We start from the raw sequence: 17712 nt of genomic DNA on the forward strand, positions 1-17712 counted from the left end.
GGTTCGACGGGCTACAATCACTGGACAGCAAAAAACGAGCGGTCAAACCGTGCTGATTTTTTCTTCCCAACTGTATTGAAATGTTCACGCTGAAGCTCTCTCGTTCGCGCAAGGACGAGGGCACGCTGGTCGACCAGATCGTCTCTTCCATTCAGGGCGAATTGCGGCACGGCACCTATCCGGCCGGAACCGCGCTCCCCTCCGTACGCGCCTTCGCCAAATCGCATGGCCTGAGCACGTACACCGTCTCGGAGGCCTATCAGCGCCTGGTTTCGCTGGGGCTCGTGGTCGCCCGTGCAGGCGCCGGCTACCGCGTCGCGACGCCGCCGGCGAAGGCGCCCGCGGCGCCGGGTTGGAGCGCGCCCAGCCTGAACGCGGCGTGGCTTTTGTCCGACGTATTCGCCGATCAAACCGTCCCGATCAAGGCCGGATGCGGCTGGATCCCGAACGACTGGATCGACGAAAGCGGGATTCAGCATGCCCTGCGCGTCGTCAGCCGCGTGCCGGGGCCACGCATAGGCGGCTACGGTCATCCACACGGGTTCGGCCCGCTGCGCGATCTCATCGCCGATACGTTGCGCCGCTACGGCCTGGCCGTCGGCGCAGCCGACGTCTTGATGACGCAAGGCGTCACCCAGGCGTTAGACCTCGTCGTCCGAACCTTGCTTCGGCCAGGCGATACAGTGGTCGTCGAAGATCCCTGCTACTGCAACCTGCTTCAGATTCTGAAGGTGGCGTTCGTCAATGTCGTCAGCGTGCCGCGCACGCCGGAGGGCATCGACATTGCACGGCTCGAAGCGCTGATCGAGCAGCATCGCCCCAAGGGCCTGTTCATCAATACGGTGCTGCAGAACCCCTCCGGCGCATCGCTCAATGCGCAGGCCGCGTTTCGTCTGCTGCAAATCGCGGACCGCGAAGGGCTGTGGGTGGTCGAGGACGACATCTCGCGACCGCTCGCACCGGCGGGTGCGCCCTGCCTCGCCGCCATGGAGGGCTTGCAGCGGGTCATCTATTTGTCCGGGTTTTCGAAGACGATCACGCCCGCGATGCGCGTGGGGTATATCGCGGCCAGCCGCGATCTGATCTCCCGGTTCGCGCTGACCAAAATGGCCGTGGGGTTGACCTCCTCGGAGATCACCGAGCGCGCCGTCGCCAACGTGCTCGTGGACGGCCACTACGACCGGCATACCGCACACCTTCGCGAGCGGCTGTTCAATGCGCATCGTCGAGTCACGCAAGCCATGGCCGATGCGGGCCTCGAACTCTTTCACGCGCCGAATGCGGGGTTGTTTCTCTGGGCCAAGCTGCCGATTCGGCCCGAAGACAGCATCGCCGTGGCCAACGACGCGTTGAGCAAGGGCATCTGGCTTGCGCCCGGCTCTTATTTCCGCCCGGAAGAGACGGCATCGGCTTGGTTTCGCTTCAATGCGGCGACCTCCGATGTGCCGGCGCTGTGGTCCTTCATGAAGACGCTCGGGTAACTCCCATCCCTCCAAATCCCTCACGCAAACGTTTTACATCACGTTGTGACATAGATCGCCCCGCTCTAGCCGCCGATATGCATCTATAGCGACGCCAAACGTCGTGCATATGTAGTTGCTTCTTAATAGGGGTCCCCTCATGAACTTCAACGCAATGACCGTCAAGGCAAAGCTCTCGCTTTCATTCGGCGTGCTCGCGGCGCTGGTCCTCCTCGTCTCTAGCCTCGCGCTGTATTCGCTGAGCGAAATCAACGGTAGCTTCGCGCTATACGTGCGCGGCGTAGACGCGCGAGCTCGCACGGCCGCCGACGTGAGAACGGCGGTCGATCGGCGCGCGATCGCGGCGCGCAACTTGGTGATCGTGACCAAGCCCGCAGACGTCGAACTGGAAAAAGCGGCGGTGCAACTGGCCGATAGCGATGTGAAGTCTTCGCTGAAGAAACTGAACGACCTGACGACCGGGGCGGGAAGCGACACGAGCGAGCAAGCCAAGGCGATGATCGCGGAGATCGGGCGCATCGAAGCGGCGTACGCGCCGGTGGCAGCCGACATCGAGAACGACGCGCTCAACGGCAGGCATGACGACGCCATCAAAAAGATCGACGAGAAGTGCCGTCCGCTGCTCGTCCAACTCGTCAAGGCAACCGATAATTTTTCGGCCTACACGGCCACGCGCGCCGAGCACAAGGTGGAACGCGCGGGCGAACTGTATGCCAGCCAGCGCGCTTTGCTGCTCGGCATTTGCGCCGGCACGATCGTCGCAGCGGTCTTCGCCGCGCTGCTCATCACGCGCAGCATCACGCGCGCGCTCGGCGCCGAGCCAAACGAATTGTCCGACATCACCCGGCGGATCGCCGAGGGCGATTTGGGTCAGGTGGCGGGCGCGCAATCCGCGCCGCAGGGCAGCGTCCTCGCGTCCATGTCGACCATGCAGACGGGCCTCGTGCAACTGATCGGTCAAGTGCGGGCCACGGCCCATAACATCGCAACGGGCGCTAGCCAGATCGCCGCGGGCAACGTCGACCTTTCTTCGCGGACGGAAGAGCAAGCCGCCTCGCTCGAAGAAACGGCGTCGAGCATGGAAGAGCTGACTTCGACCGTCAGACAAAATGCCGAGAACGCCCAACAGGCGAGTTCCTTGGCGGCCAATGCTTCGGAAGTCGCGACCCAGGGCAGCGACGTGGTGGGCCAGGTGGTCGCGACGATGACCGAGATCAGCGAAAGCTCGTCTAAGATTGCCGATATCACCGGCCTCATCGAAGGCATCGCCTTCCAAACGAACATCCTGGCGCTGAACGCGGCCGTCGAAGCGGCACGCGCGGGCGAGCAAGGCCGCGGGTTCGCCGTGGTCGCAACCGAGGTGCGCTCGCTTGCGCAGCGCTCCTCGAGCGCGGCCAAGGAAATCAAAGAGTTGATCGGCGCATCGGTGCAGAAGATTCACGACGGCTCGTCGTTGGCCGGCGAAGCGGGCAAGACCATGACGGAGGTGACGCAAGCGGTCGCGCGCGTGACCGACATCATGGGCGAGATCGCCGCCGCATCCACCGAGCAAAGCCGCGGCATCGAGCAGGTCAATCAAGCGATCACGCAGATGGACGAAGTCACGCAACAGAATGCGGCGCTGGTGGAAGAAGCCGCGGCGGCGTCCAAGTCGCTCGAGGACCAAGGCCGGGTATTGAACGAAGCAATCGCATTCTTCCGCTTGGACGATGCGGGCCGCGTGACGCAGACGGTGCGGCGCCCGGCACCCACGAGCTCCGCGCGGGCCGTGGCCGCTGCGCCCTCGGCTAGCTCGTCGCGTCCCGTAGCGCCGCGCGCAAGTCAGCGCATGCCGGCGCGCGAGCCGAGCAGAACGAAAACGCCGATGATGAAGGCCGAGCATGCGCTTGCGCAAGCCTCGGATGCGAACTGGCAGACGTTCTGACGCGCGCGACAAACGAGCGGCAGCTAGCAAGCAGCGGCCTTCGATGCTTCGCCCCCACGAAGCCCCGGTTTTTCCAGGGCTTGTGGGCGTCGATCCCGCGTGCTACTGCTCCCCGCAATGCCCCTGCGCCATCGCAGGCGGCCGCACGGTGCGCAGGGCGCCATCGGTGACGTACGGGACGATGCCGAGGGCCGCGATGCGCGCCGCTGTCGATTGCGCGCAGGCATCGTCGTCCGGCGCGCAATAGTCGATCGAAATCACCGGCAGCCCATATCGATCGCGCGCGATTTCGGCTTGCGAAAGCAGCCAGTCGCGGTCTGTTTGCGGCACCTCGACATAGCGGGCCTTCGCTTGATCCCAACCGCCGAAGAGCGACTCGAAGGCAATGGCGTAGACCTCGCCATGGACTTCGGGCAATAGCTCGAAGCCGCGATTCAGGATCAAACGCGCGCCGCGATGCCGCGCCTTGATCGCGTGAATGACACGCACGAGGCCCGCCTGCTGACGCGCCCGCTCGGCGTCGGTCTTTGCCACGAGTTGATAGGAATCGAGCGTATCGAGAAAAAAGCCGCGATAGCCGCGCGCCCATAATGGATCGATCACGTGGCGCACGAAGAAGGCGGGCCACCCTGGCGCTGCCTGATCCACGACGCGCGAGGCCCAAGCCTTGTTCTTGCCGAGCAGCCAGTCGCTCGGGAGGGCCGAATAGTAAGCGCGCTGCGACGTCACTTCGCCGACGCTCGCATAAGCGAACCACTGCGTGCGCGCGCTCCCTTGTGCGCGCGGATCGAAGCCGCTGTCGGGCTCGAGCACGGCGATGTCGTAGCCGGAGAACAAGTCGGCCGAGGGGTTTTCTCCGTAATACAGTGCAACGCTAAGCCCAAAGGGCCGAGGCATGCAGCCGAAGGAGGCCAGCGGCGTAAGCGCAAGCAGCGCGACGCAAGCGGAGCGGACCGCCGCCCGAAGGCGCACAGCGACGGATAAGCGGGCAACCCGGCGCAATGGCGGCACCGTCGGCAAAGTCATTGGAGCATGTACGTTTCGTATTCGAGAAAAGCGAACTTGCGATCGAGCGTGCGCACGGCGACGACGGTCACCGCCACGAGCGCGGCCGCAAAACCGTACCCATAGGCTTCGGGACCGATCTTGATCGACAACAGCGTGAAGCCAGTGTTCAGCAGCACGAACAGCCCCGTCAATCGCAGTACTTCGCGGCGCGCGTCGAGGTAGAACAGCACATTCAAGAGGCCCAGGAACAATACCTGGAGGCTAGCTGCAATCACGTCGACGAGCAACAACGGCAGATAGAGCGAGGAAATGCGCAGCGCGCCGAGCAGCGCGGCGCCGAACGCCACGATCAACAGCAACGTCACGACTTGCACCTTGATGATTTCGTAAAGCCCCGCACGCACGCTGCCCACCATCATGTCGCGCATGGCGTGAATACGCTGCAACGTCGCGCCAGTGCGCACGGCATCGTAAAACGCGTCGTAATACTCGACGAAATCGGCCTCGATTCGCACGAGGAACGCGGCCATCGCGGGCATCACGCAGACATACGCGAGGAACACGGGGATATCGTAGATCAGCGACGCATGAAACCAGCCGATGACGCGCGTTCCCGTCTCGGGCACGTACCAGAACACGAACTTGTCGGCCCATACGCCAAGATTGAACATCAGCCCGACCCATGCGAGGCTCGGATACATCATCTTCCGGTCGAACACTTCGAACGACATGAACCGCGGGCTCCGGAAATGGCGATGCACGATGCCCGAAAGTAGCGCGAACAGGATCGCGTGACCGGCGACGAAGCCGCCGAGCAGCCCCGTGATGCCATGCCGATTCAGCGAAAGCGTCAGCCCGACCACGAAGGTATAGCCGATCGCGAACGAGAGCAGGATCTGCCGGTACTGCTTGACGCTCGACAGAAAGATCACCGCAATCCAAATATTGCTCGCAATGACGAAGCCCGCGATCATCAGGACACGATAGCCGAGCGGCTCGGCTTGAAAGCCCAAGCCCATCGCCACGGCCGCGATCAAGCCCGACGCCACCGTGCATGCGAGCTGCACGGCACGGTAGTTCGATATGACCAGATCGTCGCGCTCCTCGAACAGCCGGTCCGACACGAAGCGCGTAAACGCGAGTTGCAGCGGCCCCGTGACGATGAGGCTGCAGGCAATCATGTAGGTGACCGAGACCTGGAATTGCGTGATCAACACGGTCGGAACCACGACCGTCAAGCTCAGCACGCCGATGATCAAAATGCCGAAGCACGAGAGAATCATCGGCCCGGAGCTGATGAGCCCGGCATACAGGTACGCGCGCGCGACACCGCTCAGGGTGTTGCGATGCATCAGCTTGCGTAGTTCGAATCCGATTCCCGCCATCATCGCCTCCGGGTCAGGACGTCGCGCAGCGCACCGAACGTGGTGGCCGGCTGCGTGGTGGGTCGCGCGCGGGAAGGCGTGGCGCTTGCTTTTGCACCCGCGTTCGCCGCGTGCATCGGACACCCGAGCGCCCCGCCATCACCGCCGCGCGATTCGCGCGGAGCGGCGTCGGCTTGCGCCGCCGCGCGCTCGTAGATCCCGCGGTAACGATCGATCATTTGCGGCCGCGTGTAATAGCGCTGCGCCCGCGCGAGACCCGCGCGTTGCGCGGCATCCCAACGCGCCGCATCGGTCAAGAGCGAAATGGCCGCCTCGGCAAACGCGGCCGGATTGGCGATCGGCACCACGGCCCCGGCTACGCCAAGGGCGCGGTCCTCGGGCAGCGCCCCTTCGATCAGTTCGCGGCATGCGCCGACATCGGTCGTCACGGCGGGCACCCCAGCCGCGAAGCCTTCCAGCACGACTAGAGGCAGCGCCTCGCTGATCGAACTCAACGCAACGAGATCGACTTGCGGCATAACGTCGGCAATACGCTGAAACCCAAAGAACTTCAAGTTGCGCTCGAGCCCCAGGCTTTCCGCCAGCGCATGGCACTCGTGCGCGTAGTCGCGATCCTCTTCTTCGGGGCCCACGATCCAGCCTTCGATGTCGGGCAACGTGCGCGTCGCAACGAAGATCGCGCGGATGAACGTCTTGATGTCCTTGATCGGCACGACGCGTCCGATCAGCGCGACGACCCGGCGCGGCCGAGCCGGATCGCGCCGCGCGATCAGCGGCCGCAACCCGTCGACGTCGATCCCGTTCGGGATCGTGCGCGTGAGTTCGGCGCGCGCGCCATCGGCGACTTGGCGCAACCGGTTGCCTTCGTAGAGGGCGACGATCTCGCTGGCCGCGTCGTAGGCGAAGCGCCCCAGCGCCTCGAAGAAGCGCACCCAGAGCTCGCGAAAGTAGCTGACGTCGGACACATCGCGCTCGAACAATCCACGGTTGTCGCGAATCCAGCGGCTTTGCAGCAAATCGATCTTGCGCTCCTTCGTGTAGATGCCGTGCTCGCTGACGATCAGCGGACGCCCCGTTCGATAGTGCAGCAGCGCGCCGAGATAGCCCGCGTAACCCGTGGATACCGTGTGGTAGACCTTCGCACGCAAGGTGCGCTCCGCGACCCGCGCCAACTGCCAGATCGGCTTATGCATGTTGCGCACGGTCCAGAAATAATCCGTGAAGGACGGATCCGTGCAGCGCTTCGAATACTGCTCCTCGATGTAGTCCCACGCTTCGCGGCTGTACAGAAATTGCTCTTCGGAAAGCGCGCCGCCGTCGGTCAGCATGCCGATCAGATCGATCATCATCGCCCCGACTTCGGCGTGGTGCCGCCCATCGCGCAGCAACTCGTGGAACTTCGACGAATAAGCGAACGCGTTGCGATCGCCATGCCGCGCTCGCCGGGGCTCGGCGTCCGCGGGCGCCTCCTCGTACAGGTAATGCGCCTCGAAATGCACGACGTTCTCGGGCAGCGCGTAGACGGCCGTGGGGTAATCCTCCTCACGGCTGCCGATGAATACGATCCCGAAGCGGGTGTCCGGATAGGCGCGGATCATGTCGTTGACCCAACTCGACACGCCTCCGCGCACGAACGGGAACGTCCCTTCGAGCAGCAAGCAGACGTCGGCTTCGGCAGCATGCCGTTTCAACGAAGTGTTCATCTCGTCCAGTATTCGACCACAGGTTTGAGCGCCGGCGCACCGGTGCGCGCCGCCAGTTCGCCGACAATTTCGGCCGCCTGCGCATGGCGGCCTTGCCGAAAGGCGACTTCGGCGAGCCAAGGCAACAAGCGCTCCCGCGGAAAGCCGAGCGCACGCGCGCGCTCGAGGAAGGGGCCGGCCTCTTCGGTGGCGCCGCGCGCCAGCGCTAGGCGGGCGCGCAGCAGCCACAATGCAGCGTCGCGCTCGCCCTCGCCGACGGCCAGCGCGGCACGCACGTGCACCTCGGCCTGGCCGATCGTATGCGCATGCACGTCGCCTTGCGCCAATCGTTGATAGACGAGTTCGAAATGCAATTCGGCCAGCCGATGATGCAGCATGTGGATCTCGTCCTCGTCCTGCGCATGTTCGAGGGCCTCGCGGCCATCGGAGATGCGCGTGACGATCTCGTTCTCCGCTTGGTCGAGACGACCGTATGCGAGCAGCCGCAAATCGTCGACCGGATCGGCGAGCAGGTCACGCAGCAAACCGCCGGTGGTGCGTGTGGGCAAATGCTGGATCGCGACGAGCGCCGCGAGCCGGTCGTGCGTCGCGACGTTCGCGTTCGCGAGGCGCGATTGCACGCGCGCCCCGCCGCCATGCGATACGCGCGAGACCAGATGCGAAACGAACGCGGGCCGGCCCAGCGTCGTCATCGAACGGGACTTGCTCGGCAGCGGCAGCCAGACGCCGCACGCAGTCACGAGCACTTCCAGCAAGCCGCCCACGCAGGGCGCCAAGAACGACAGCAACCACAGCTGCGCCAGTACCGCGCCGCTCGGTTGGCGCTGCGCGGCAGGCAGCATGCGGCGAAACACGACGGCCTGCCCCGCGGCGGCGAGCGCCTGAGCGCCGAGGAACGCCGCCAAGGGATCGGCCAAAGCCGATGGGTGCAACAGGTAATGGAGCGCCACGCCCTGAAACAGCACGGCGACGGGGACCGCGACGATGAGCGCGAGCACCTCAAGCATTGCCGGCTACCCGATCGAGCAGTTCGGCCACATTCGTCTCGTTCGATTCGCTCGTCACATGCAGCGTATGCACGCCGATGCGCGCGCCCTCGAAGTCGGTGTCGAACTGATTGCGCAGATTGCCTTCCACCCGTGCGAGGTAGCCCGCGACGCCCGCCGGATCGGCGAGCGGCATCAGATTGACGAGCACGGAGCGATGGGACGTTTGGCGCGGCCATGCGAAATCGAGCGAGCGCCCGCGACGCAAGACGTGCTCGAAGAGCGAATCGTGCTCCTCGCTACGCGGGAACGAGAGCGCGACGATCGACGATTGGATGCCGCTGCGCCGATGCAGCCTCACGAGCCGCGCGTATTCGAGCGCGAACTGCCGGGGGCAATCCGGAATCGCGACGAGCATCGCGTGCATGGCGCGCCCGTGTTCGACGCCGTCGCCGTAATAGCCGAGCAGCACGAGCAGAAGCTGCAGGTTGTCGTTGTTCAGCGACAGGAACGCCATGCGCTTGATGACGAGCAGCCCGAGCATGCGATCGTCGGCCGACAGCAACGGCGCACAGACGAGATACTGGCTGCCGCTCGTGAGCATGCCTTCCGACTTCAGGTGCGCAAGCTTGCCTGTCGCCAGCGCAAGTTCGACGAGCGGATCGGCCGGATCGAAATCGAAGGCCTCACCCACCGCCGTGGCGGCGCTGCGCGACGGCGTGCCGTTGTGCACGGGGTAAAGCGCGGCCACTTCGATCTGACAAGCGCGCGCCACGAATTCCATCAGGGCGGCGGCCCCGGGTAGCGTATCGTCGGCTGCCGGAACCGGCCGCAGTGCGCTCCGATCGACGCCGGTCGATGCGTGCGGATGCGCATCCGCTTCCGCCGGGCCTTGCGCCGCCGCTATCATGCGCAACGCCGCGATCGAGTCGCGCAACGTGGTGGGCCGCGTGAGCAAGTCGTTCTCGAGCCGCTCGTGCGACAAACGCAGCAAATAGTGATTGTCGGTCAGCGCGGACAAGCGCTCGTTCAGATAGTCGTTGACTGCGCTCGCACGGTCGCTGCGCCGATTCCACGTATCGGCGAAATGCCCCGCGACGATCGTGAGGACGAACCCGCCCACGAAAAACGGCGCCGGCCAGGGCGTGCCCGCCGGATAGGTCAACGTCCACGATGCGGCGAACAGCAACCCCGAGCCGACGCCGAGCACGACGCCGTAGCGCAGCGAGATGACCATCGGCACGAGCCACAGCCAAGGAAAGCCTTTGGCGATCAGCAAAGGGTCGGTGCGGTCGAGGAACCACGCGAGCGCGAGCACGGCGACCGTGAATCCGGCCGCCTCGGCCCACGCGTACCCAGGCCGCGCGAGGGGGGCGAGCAAGCGGCGCAGGCGGCCCGAGCCGGTCGTCGGCGTTTTGTACAGATCGCGCGGGCGGCCGCCCGCGGGGGCGGTGCTATTGCGCTCGGCAACGGTTGGGGGGGCGTTCATCGTGTCCTCGATACGTCCGCTTAGCGGTGCGCAGCCAGCGGAGCAAGCAATTTCTGGGCGAGCTTCTGCGCGACGCCGCCGAGCGACGAGCGGCTAAAGCCGCTGCGCGTGCCGACCGCGCTCCATACGACCTTGCCCGCGGGCAATTCGCGCAGCTCGAACGTCATCGACACGACCGGCTCGCCGTCGACGCCGACCTTGTAGCGCCATTCTTCGACGGCCCCGGTCAACACATACTTCGCATGCTGCGTGCGCGCCCAGTCCATGCCGCGTTCGAGGTTCGGCTGCGCGGTCGGATCGAGCGCATCGCCGCTATCGGTGGCGAGCATCGTGTCGACGTGCGCGACGCCGGCGGTACGCAGCGTATTCGCGGCAATCGCTTGGGCGGCGCGGCCCGCGTCGGGCGTCTCGGTGAAGTTCGCGAGCGGCAGCACGGCAATGGCCCCCGTCTCCGCGAGCGCCGGCGCCGGCGTCGATTGAACGCTCGCGCAGGCGCTGACGATCAGCCCGCAGGCGACGGTAACCAGAAGGCCCGTAGCCCTGGATATACGCTCGATTGTAGTCATGTCCGTTCTTCCTCTTCGTTTGTGGATTTCCGCAAGCGGCGCACCAGCTTGCGCCGCGCTTCGTTCAATATAGCCAGCGATACCGCGCGCCGATCACCGTGACAGCCGACCCCGTCTGCGCCACACGCTGATGCCGGAAGTACAGCGCTGCCTGATCCCCGCCGAAAACAGAGCCGGCAATCCCGACGTTCGCATCGATACCCCATCCCTGCACGGTGTCGTGCACGGTCCCGACATCCAGATACGGCCGCCACGCGTGCGTATAGCGGTCGACCAGATCGTTGCCGAAGCCGATGTACGCGCCGAACTCCGTATAGCTATTCGGCGTGAACGTCGCTGCCGTCGCCGGGCCTGCATCGGCCGGCAATAGCCGCGCGAGCAATGCGTCGGACTGGCCGCTGTCGTTGTACTGCCCGTGCGCGCCCACGAAACGCAGCGTGTAGTCGGGATACTCGGTACGGATCTTGTAGTCGATCTCTGCCTGCTGCACGGCGCCGCTGCCGACGAACGTGCGCGCCTGGCTATAGAACCGGTCGGCCTCGATCGAACCGCTCACCGACCAGCGCGGCGTCATCTGCCAGGTGAACCCGCCCATCGCCTTGTCTTTCATGCCGCCCACCTGCAACGTCTGCAGTTCGGTGGCCTCGGCGTTGCGCGCAACCGACGCGTTGAACGATAACGGCGAATTGGTCCCGACCGTCGCTTCCGCGCGGAACGTGTAAAACGAGTCGAGCGCCGTACGCCGCCCGAAGCCGAGTTCGCTGCGCGTATCGTGCGTGAGACGGCGCGCGTAAAACTCGGCCGCGCGATCGAGCGAATCGACGCCGACGAGCTGCGAGGTGTCCGCCGACCGCTGCTCGCGCTGATACGCACGCATGCCGATCATGTAATGGTCCGACAGCTTCAGGCTGCCGCCCAGCGTTTGCTGCACGTAATCGAGCGGATGCTCGACGTAATTGTCGACCGACGCTTCGATCGATTGATTCCAGAACAGCGACGTGTCGACGAGGCGCTGGTGCATGTCGTCATCCGGCGCGCCGTCGAGCCCGGCGAACGCGAGCGCTTGGGCCTCGCCCTGCCGGTCGGCTCGGCTTGCGCCGTCGATCCGGTTCGCGAGCGGCAGAACCGCGGTGCGGTCGTCGAGCAACGCGTCGATCTTGCGTACGTCGTCGTTCGCCAGCGCAATGGCGAGTTGTTCGTCTTGCGAGCCGGCCAAACGCAGCGCGTAGCGGCGCGCGAGCCAACGCTTCGCGACGTCGTAGCGCTCATGCGAAACCGCCCACGCCACGGCGACGTCGCGCGCCACCGCTTCGCGTTGGCTTCGGTATTGGGCGCCGCGCGCGGACAGCGACGGCAACGGCGAGAGGCCCTTGGCGTTGCCGAGCAAGCTCACCGACGAGGAATCCGCGGGCGGATGCGCCGACGGTCCCGTCAACGAATCGAGCAAGCGCCGCGCAAAATCGCCGTTCGTCAGCGTCTGCGCGAGCATCGCACGCCGGCCCTGCAGCTGCGAGCTCGCATCCCAATCGCCGCGGCCAGGCAAGTGCAGCGCCGAGCCGCCCGCGCGCGGACTCGGTTTGGCGGTACGCGCCGCTTGGGTTTCGCGCATCAACCCGCGCCAAACTTCGCGGCGCATCGACCATGCAAGACCGGGGTGCCCCGCCATCTCTTGCGCGTCGGCATACGTGAGCAGCCACAGCGGGTCGCGCGCCTGCGCCGCGGCCTGGCGGCGCAAATACTCGAGCGCGGCGATCGGCCGGTTCAGCCGCAATTCGGCCGCTGCGAAGGGACCCCACAGCGCTTCGTTCTCGAGCGAGGCGGCTCGCCACCGCTGCAGCACGGTGCGCAGCTCGCCTTCGCTACCCTGGTCCACGAGCATCCAGAGATACGCCGCGCGCGTATCGGGTGTCGAGTCGGGCCGCGCGATCGCCCGCCGGAGATCGTCGAGCGCGTCCCCTACATTGCCCGATTGACGTTCGTATTCCGCACGCGCGGCAAGAAACCCCGAGTCGCGCTCGGCCGCCGCCCGCTGCTCTGGCGTCAAGTGCTCGAGCAGCGCAGCGACGCGCTCGCGCACGTGCGCGGCTAGGTAGTAATCGATCGCATCGCGCAACGCGCGGACCTCGCCGGTGCTCCGATATTGACGTTCGGCCGTGCGCGCCGCGTCGAGCGGATGCGGATCGTAGAAGAACGTCATGGCCGCAAGGTCTTCGGGCGAAGCCTGTCCGCCCGCCAGCAGATGCCGGTAGGCCAGATGCGTCTGTTCGTCGTCCTGCAACCGCTGCGCGAGCTGTCCGTACGTGCGCCAGAACAGCACATCGGCGTCCGTTGCGTAAGGCGCCGAGCGCTCGAGCATCGCGAGCGCGCCCGCGAAGTCATTCTGCGCGTACAACAAGTTGGCGCCGTGCAGCGCGTATTCGACCTTGCTCGGCGTTTGATGCTGCAGCGATCGATAGGTCGAGAGCGCGAGATCGTCGCGCCCGGCTCGCTGCGCGAGGAGTGCGATGCGGCTGCGGATCGCATCGGCTTGCGGCCCGTGCGCGCGCGCATCGAGGAAGGCCAGCGCATCGTCGGGCCGCCCGAGCCGCTCATAGGCGGCGATCACGCCGTCGACTAGCGTCATGTCGGCCGGCGCGGCGTTCGAAGCGTGGACAAGCGCTTGCACATAACGCTCGTCATCGTGCAGCATCGGCGCAAGCCGTTGCACGTTGCGCCATGCCGTGGCATCGCCCGTCGCCTTTGCATCGGCGAGCCACGATTGCAACGCATCCGCCGGCTCGTTGCGCCACTCCTGGACTTGGGCGAGCCGCGCCAGCCATGCAGCGTCATTGGGGGCGCGTTTGACTTCGGCGGCCGCAACGCGCTCGGCATTGGCCAGATCGCCCGCTTCGAGGAAGGATTGATACAACGTGAGCGCCAGCGCGCCATTTGCCTTCGTCCCGGCATGGACGCTCGACTGGGAAGACGCAGCGGGCTGCGACCCGGGAACGGCCGCGCCGGTCGCGATACGAACCACGCTAACGCGCCCCGCGGCAGGGAAAGCGGCGGCAGTGAACCGAGTCGACCACGAGGCCCCGTCGGCTGCCCGCAGACGCTCTGCCTCGGCCTGCCCAAGCCGCAACCAAACACCGCGCTGGGTTTGCTGTCGGCCATGAGCCCCGCGCGGTGTCTCTACCCTCTGCGATGCCGATACCGTTGCCGAAACCGCTAACGATACCGGCACGACGCCGCCCCTCGCTTCGCTCATGGCATCGCCCGTGGCGGACGGCACCACGAATTTCATCAAAGCGCGCCCATACCGCTCCACCAGATCGGTGCGATGCGCGGCGCGCGCGAGCGTGAGCATCGCTTCGAGCGACTCGCGATCGTCGGCCAGCGCGCCGAGATGGGCATCGCCTTCGCTCAGCGCTTCGTCGAGCAAATTCCCCGACTGCAGCGCCCGCACGGCGGCAAGGAAATCGCGCCGCGCGGATGCACGATCGGCATCCATCGCCTGCGCGGCGAAGTAGGCCTGCGCCGTGCCGCGATAGTCGCCGAGTCCCAACCGGTGCTGAGCAACGCGCCGCTGCCAATACAGGCGACGATCGGGGTCGGCCTGAACGAGCCGCATCTCGTAGCGCACCGCGACGTCGGTCGCACCCACGGCCAAGGCTTGTCCGGCGAGCGTGCGCAGATCGTCGACGCTCCACGATTCGGCCGCCATGGCCATCAGGCGCTCGCGCGCGCGCGCGAGGCCCGCCTCGCGATCCGCCGAACCCGGCGTGGTCGCGAACGCCCGCTGCATGTCGCAACGCAGCGCGAGGCGCTCGCCATTGCGGCGCGCGACCGGCGCATCGAGCGCGGTGAGGCGCGCCGCAATCTGCTCGGCACGATCGATCTGCCCCAACGCGATATATTGCTCGCCGAGCACTCGGAGATACACGGGGTCGGAAGGCGCGCTGCGCAGCCACGCCTCGAGGTACGCGACGTTGAGCTCGCTCGGCGTGCGATCGTCGACGATGCGCTCGCGCAGTCGACCACCTTGGTAAATTGCGCCGAGCGCCGCGACGACCGCGAGCGTTAGGCCCGCGAGCGTGGTCGGCGCCGCGATACGGGGTCGGTTATTCGCCACAGTCGATTTGGATCGGTTGATAGGCCACTTGCTGTCCCGGCACGGCCGGTAACGCGATCGTCAAAGCGCCGCCCTCGCGCCGCCCGTCGAGCGCCCGGCCCGCGCTGGAGGCGTGACACACTCCGGCATTCGCAATCGTGACGAACGGTTTGTAATACCCGCCGAACGAGAAGCGCAGGCTATGTGCGCCGCGCTGGAAGTCCCGCACGAAGCCGTTGGCCTGCGCGATATAAGGCGCCGTATTGCGCGCCTGCGAAGGCGACTCGAGTGCGAAGCGCGCCGCCCCGCCGTCGAAATGGACGTAGATGCCGTCCGGCCCGGGCGCATAGCCCGTCACCCCCGATGCGTCGGACAACCGGGGCACTTCGCTGCCGGTCCAATGCAATTCGCGCACTGCGCCATTGCCGCGCACGAGCCAGGCGTCGCCCTCGCGCGCCACCGCGAAGGTGCGCCAATCCAGCACCTTGCGCACATAGTCGGTGATGCGCACGGGCAGAACGGGCTGGGCGAGCACCGTTTTCAGAATGCGGTCCAACGCGGTCAGCGAGGCAATTTTGGTGCCGCTGTACATGTGGTAATAAATGTCGATCGGCTTGAACCGCCGCGGCGCGTCGGTCATCTCGAACGTTTGCAGCACCTGGTCGAAACCGTAGAACGGTCCCTGCCAATCGTTCGTATAGACGTTCTCGTCTTGATTGGGCGCGAACACTTGATAAGCGCCCGGACCCTTATCTATGCCGATCGGGGCGATGGCGGTCCAGCTGTTCTGCGCCTTCGTGATAACAGTATCCCCGCCGTTGATGTTGTAGACGCCGCTTTCATAAGCTCGCCTCACGGCAACGGCGGGCGGCATGCAATCGCCCGACCACTGCAGGATCGTGACGTGCTTGCCGGGCGGCGCGAGCCGGCTGTCGATGTACTGAATGGAACCTGATATCTCGCGATCGAGGTTGAATTTATAGCCGGGGATGTTCAACGAGAACGCCGCATCGGTGCCGCCTCGATCGGTGCGCGCGCCGCTTTTCGTGTCGACCTCTTCCCAGACGAAAGGATGCGAATACGTGTGCGTGCCCATCTCGACGTACGGCAACGCGAACATCTTGCGCGCGATCTGTTCGAGGCGAGGCGAAAGCTTCGGATAGAGGCCTTTCGGACCCACTTCGCCCTCGATCACCGAAAGCGTGACGGGAATCGGATACTTGGTCCAGATCCGGTCATACAGCGCCTGCCCTGCGTAATCCGGCCCCGGAAATTCGACGTGGGACGCAAAGCCGTCGCCGTCGACATGGGACATCAGCAAGCGCCGCCCGTTCTCCGTGGTCACGCTCGGCCCCGGCAGCGTCGGCAACCGTAGCGCAGCCTTCAGGAAATCGATCGGCTGAATGACCCAGCGCTCTTGCTCGATTGCGTCGAGCGAGAGCTCCGAATATTGATTGAGTGCGAAGCCGCCCCACGGCATCACGCCGACCGCGTCGACGCGCGTGCCGCCGGCGTCGATACCCAGTAGCGAGCGTCCGGCGCCATCCACGCGAACGCGCGGCAGGTCCCGCACATCGGGACGCGGCATCGTCTCGAATCCGACCATCGGGTCGTGCGCGACGATCGAGACCGGACGCGCGAGCGTCCCGCTCACGCGCCGCAGCCCGGGCAACTCGTCGCTATCGGCCGCGAAGCCGAACTGCCCGATGAATGCGATCGGCACCTGCGCGGCCACGACGCGGCGCACCCAGCGGCGCCACGCCGTTTGATCGGCCACGTCGCCTCGCTGGATCCACGCGACGACGCCCGCATAGCGGTCGGGCGTCACGTTCGCGGGCAAGGGGCTCGCCGCGTCGGCGTATTGAATGTCGTAGCCGAGGTAATTGAGCGGTGTCGCGAGCAAGCGCACGCCGGGCGTGAGGTCCACCGGCATGCTCGCTTCGCGGTCTTGCACGACGAGCACTTTGCGCGGCATGACTTCGATGCGGCCGATGCCCACGACGCTCTGCGACGGGTCGGTCGCATACACGTCGAGCCCCGCGGCGATCGCGTCATGCGCGGTCTTGCGCGCGCAGGCGCGGTCGGTCTTCTCGCAGTATTCGACGGTGACGACGGGGACCCGTGTGTCGCGGACGAACGCGCGCACCGCATCGAGGCTGGGGGAAGCGACAGGCGACGAATCGGCGTCGTTCCCCGGCATCGAGGTGAAGAGTCCGTGGGTCAGCACCGCATATATGTTATTGCGATGTACGCGGGCGATGTCCAGCGCATCAGGCCCTTCAACGACGATCTTCGCGTCGGGGTAGGCTGCGCGGATCGCATCGATCGCACCCTCGCCGCCTTTCGCATCGACGACGAAGCCGCGGAAGCCGCGCTGCCAGAGCGGGGCGATTTTTTCGGTGATAAAGGAAGACGCGTGCGGATCAACGCTATCCAGGCGCGCAAGGTAGGTCGTATGCTCGAGCGGCCGAGACGAGGGATCGAAGGCGCGAGCGGGATCGAGGACGACCGCATCGAACGCCTGCAGCAGATCCATCGGGGGATCGTCGCCTTCGTAGACAGCCAGATTGACATGCGCGGCAGGTACGGCGTACGAAGCATCGGCGCCGCTCGCGTTCTGCGCGGCGTCTTGCGCCTGTGCGACTGGGGCGGCGCTCGCTGCGTCGGGACGGGCGATCGCGGCAGCACCCAACGCCACACACAGCGCCACCGCGAGCGGACGCGACGCTTGCCACGTGCGAAGCCAACAATGAGCCGCCCGCACGCGAAGTGCGATATCAATGGCAAACCTGATCACACCATTCCCCGTTTGAATGTCGCAGCTTGTAGGGGGAAGGCCTTCCTGCCGCCCAACAATCCGGCGTGGACTAGTATCGGACGGACAAAATGCTGCCCGATCTCGCCCTCGGCGGGCGAAAAATAACATGAATTCAGAAAAAGCGAAATGAGTGACCGGAATCGCTGTCTCGCTTAACTGACGCGGCTTACGCCCGGAGGGAAGAAACAAACGTTTGCATCGCCGCGCAAACGTTTGAATGCGGCCTGTAAATGCATTATCGGCTTCGGGTTCAATCGCCATC

General features: G+C 65.6%; 10 protein-coding genes. 2 read left to right on the forward strand and 8 right to left on the reverse strand.

Features of this window, described 5'->3' with window-relative positions; all coding sequences use genetic code 11:
• Nucleotides 1–80 precede the first annotated feature (80 nt).
• Together MMB74_RS09245 and MMB74_RS09250 are read left to right on the forward strand one after the other, a co-directional pair.
• Nucleotides 81–1481 (forward strand): PLP-dependent aminotransferase family protein, encoded by a 1401-nt coding sequence (locus MMB74_RS09245; protein WP_277428326.1) that lies wholly within the window; start codon nucleotides 81–83, stop codon nucleotides 1479–1481.
• A gap of 139 nt (nucleotides 1482–1620) precedes the next feature.
• Nucleotides 1621–3405, forward strand: a complete 1785-nt coding sequence (locus tag MMB74_RS09250) for a methyl-accepting chemotaxis protein (RefSeq protein WP_277428327.1) — start codon at nucleotides 1621–1623, stop codon at nucleotides 3403–3405.
• Nucleotides 3406–3507: 102 nt separating this feature from the next.
• On the opposite strand, the gene MMB74_RS09255 is transcribed toward MMB74_RS09250, so the two are convergent.
• From MMB74_RS09255 to MMB74_RS09290, 8 genes are all read right to left on the reverse strand, one after another.
• Nucleotides 3508–4431 carry an endo alpha-1,4 polygalactosaminidase gene (locus MMB74_RS09255; protein WP_346780673.1) on the reverse strand — a complete coding sequence of 308 codons (924 nt, stop codon included), beginning with the start codon at nucleotides 4429–4431 and terminating at the stop codon, nucleotides 3508–3510.
• The gene (gene pelG, locus MMB74_RS09260; RefSeq protein WP_277428328.1) at nucleotides 4428–5798 is read right to left on the reverse strand and encodes an exopolysaccharide Pel transporter PelG; all 1371 of its coding nucleotides are present in this window, start codon (nucleotides 5796–5798) and stop codon (nucleotides 4428–4430) included. Before pelG ends, MMB74_RS09255 begins: the two co-directional genes overlap by 4 nt.
• Complete coding sequence (pelF, locus tag MMB74_RS09265) at nucleotides 5798–7501, reverse strand: GT4 family glycosyltransferase PelF (protein ID WP_277428329.1); 1704 nt, start codon at nucleotides 7499–7501, stop codon at nucleotides 5798–5800. The genes pelG and pelF overlap by 1 nt, the downstream gene beginning before the upstream one ends.
• The gene (locus tag MMB74_RS09270; protein ID WP_277428330.1) at nucleotides 7498–8508 is read right to left on the reverse strand and encodes a hypothetical protein; all 1011 of its coding nucleotides are present in this window, start codon (nucleotides 8506–8508) and stop codon (nucleotides 7498–7500) included. Before MMB74_RS09270 ends, pelF begins: the two co-directional genes overlap by 4 nt.
• Nucleotides 8501–9976 carry a PelD GGDEF domain-containing protein gene (locus MMB74_RS09275; RefSeq protein ID WP_277428331.1) on the reverse strand — a complete coding sequence of 492 codons (1476 nt, stop codon included), beginning with the start codon at nucleotides 9974–9976 and terminating at the stop codon, nucleotides 8501–8503. The genes MMB74_RS09270 and MMB74_RS09275 overlap by 8 nt, the downstream gene beginning before the upstream one ends.
• 20 nt (nucleotides 9977–9996) lie before the next feature.
• Complete coding sequence (locus MMB74_RS09280) at nucleotides 9997–10542, reverse strand: penicillin-binding protein activator LpoB (RefSeq protein ID WP_277428332.1); 546 nt, start codon at nucleotides 10540–10542, stop codon at nucleotides 9997–9999.
• Nucleotides 10543–10606: 64 nt separating this feature from the next.
• On the reverse strand, nucleotides 10607–14653 hold the full coding sequence (locus tag MMB74_RS09285; protein WP_277428333.1) for a tetratricopeptide repeat protein: 4047 nt from the start codon (nucleotides 14651–14653) through the stop codon (nucleotides 10607–10609).
• Nucleotides 14643–17330: a sugar ABC transporter gene (locus MMB74_RS09290; RefSeq protein WP_277428334.1), complete on the reverse strand. Its 2688-nt coding sequence runs from the start codon at nucleotides 17328–17330 to the stop codon at nucleotides 14643–14645. Before MMB74_RS09290 ends, MMB74_RS09285 begins: the two co-directional genes overlap by 11 nt.
• Between the last annotated feature and the right edge of the window lie 382 nt (nucleotides 17331–17712).

Origin of the sequence: Trinickia sp. Y13 (genome assembly GCF_029522115.1) — a bacterium.
Taxonomy (GTDB): Bacteria; Pseudomonadota; Gammaproteobacteria; order Burkholderiales; family Burkholderiaceae; genus Trinickia.

Excerpts from the sequence above, each read along its gene's own strand:
- pelG (WP_277428328.1), bottom strand. The coding sequence starts at position 5,798 with ATGGCGGGAATCGGATTCGAACTACGCAAGCTGATGCATCGCAACACC.
- MMB74_RS09255 (WP_346780673.1), bottom strand. The coding sequence starts at position 4,431 with ATGACTTTGCCGACGGTGCCGCCATTGCGCCGGGTTGCCCGCTTATCC.
- MMB74_RS09280 (WP_277428332.1), bottom strand. The coding sequence starts at position 10,542 with ATGACTACAATCGAGCGTATATCCAGGGCTACGGGCCTTCTGGTTACC.
- MMB74_RS09245 (WP_277428326.1), top strand. The coding sequence starts at position 81 with ATGTTCACGCTGAAGCTCTCTCGTTCGCGCAAGGACGAGGGCACGCTG.
- MMB74_RS09275 (WP_277428331.1), bottom strand. The coding sequence starts at position 9,976 with ATGAACGCCCCCCCAACCGTTGCCGAGCGCAATAGCACCGCCCCCGCG.
- MMB74_RS09250 (WP_277428327.1), top strand. The coding sequence starts at position 1,621 with ATGAACTTCAACGCAATGACCGTCAAGGCAAAGCTCTCGCTTTCATTC.
- MMB74_RS09270 (WP_277428330.1), bottom strand. The coding sequence starts at position 8,508 with ATGCTTGAGGTGCTCGCGCTCATCGTCGCGGTCCCCGTCGCCGTGCTG.
- pelF (WP_277428329.1), bottom strand. The coding sequence starts at position 7,501 with ATGAACACTTCGTTGAAACGGCATGCTGCCGAAGCCGACGTCTGCTTG.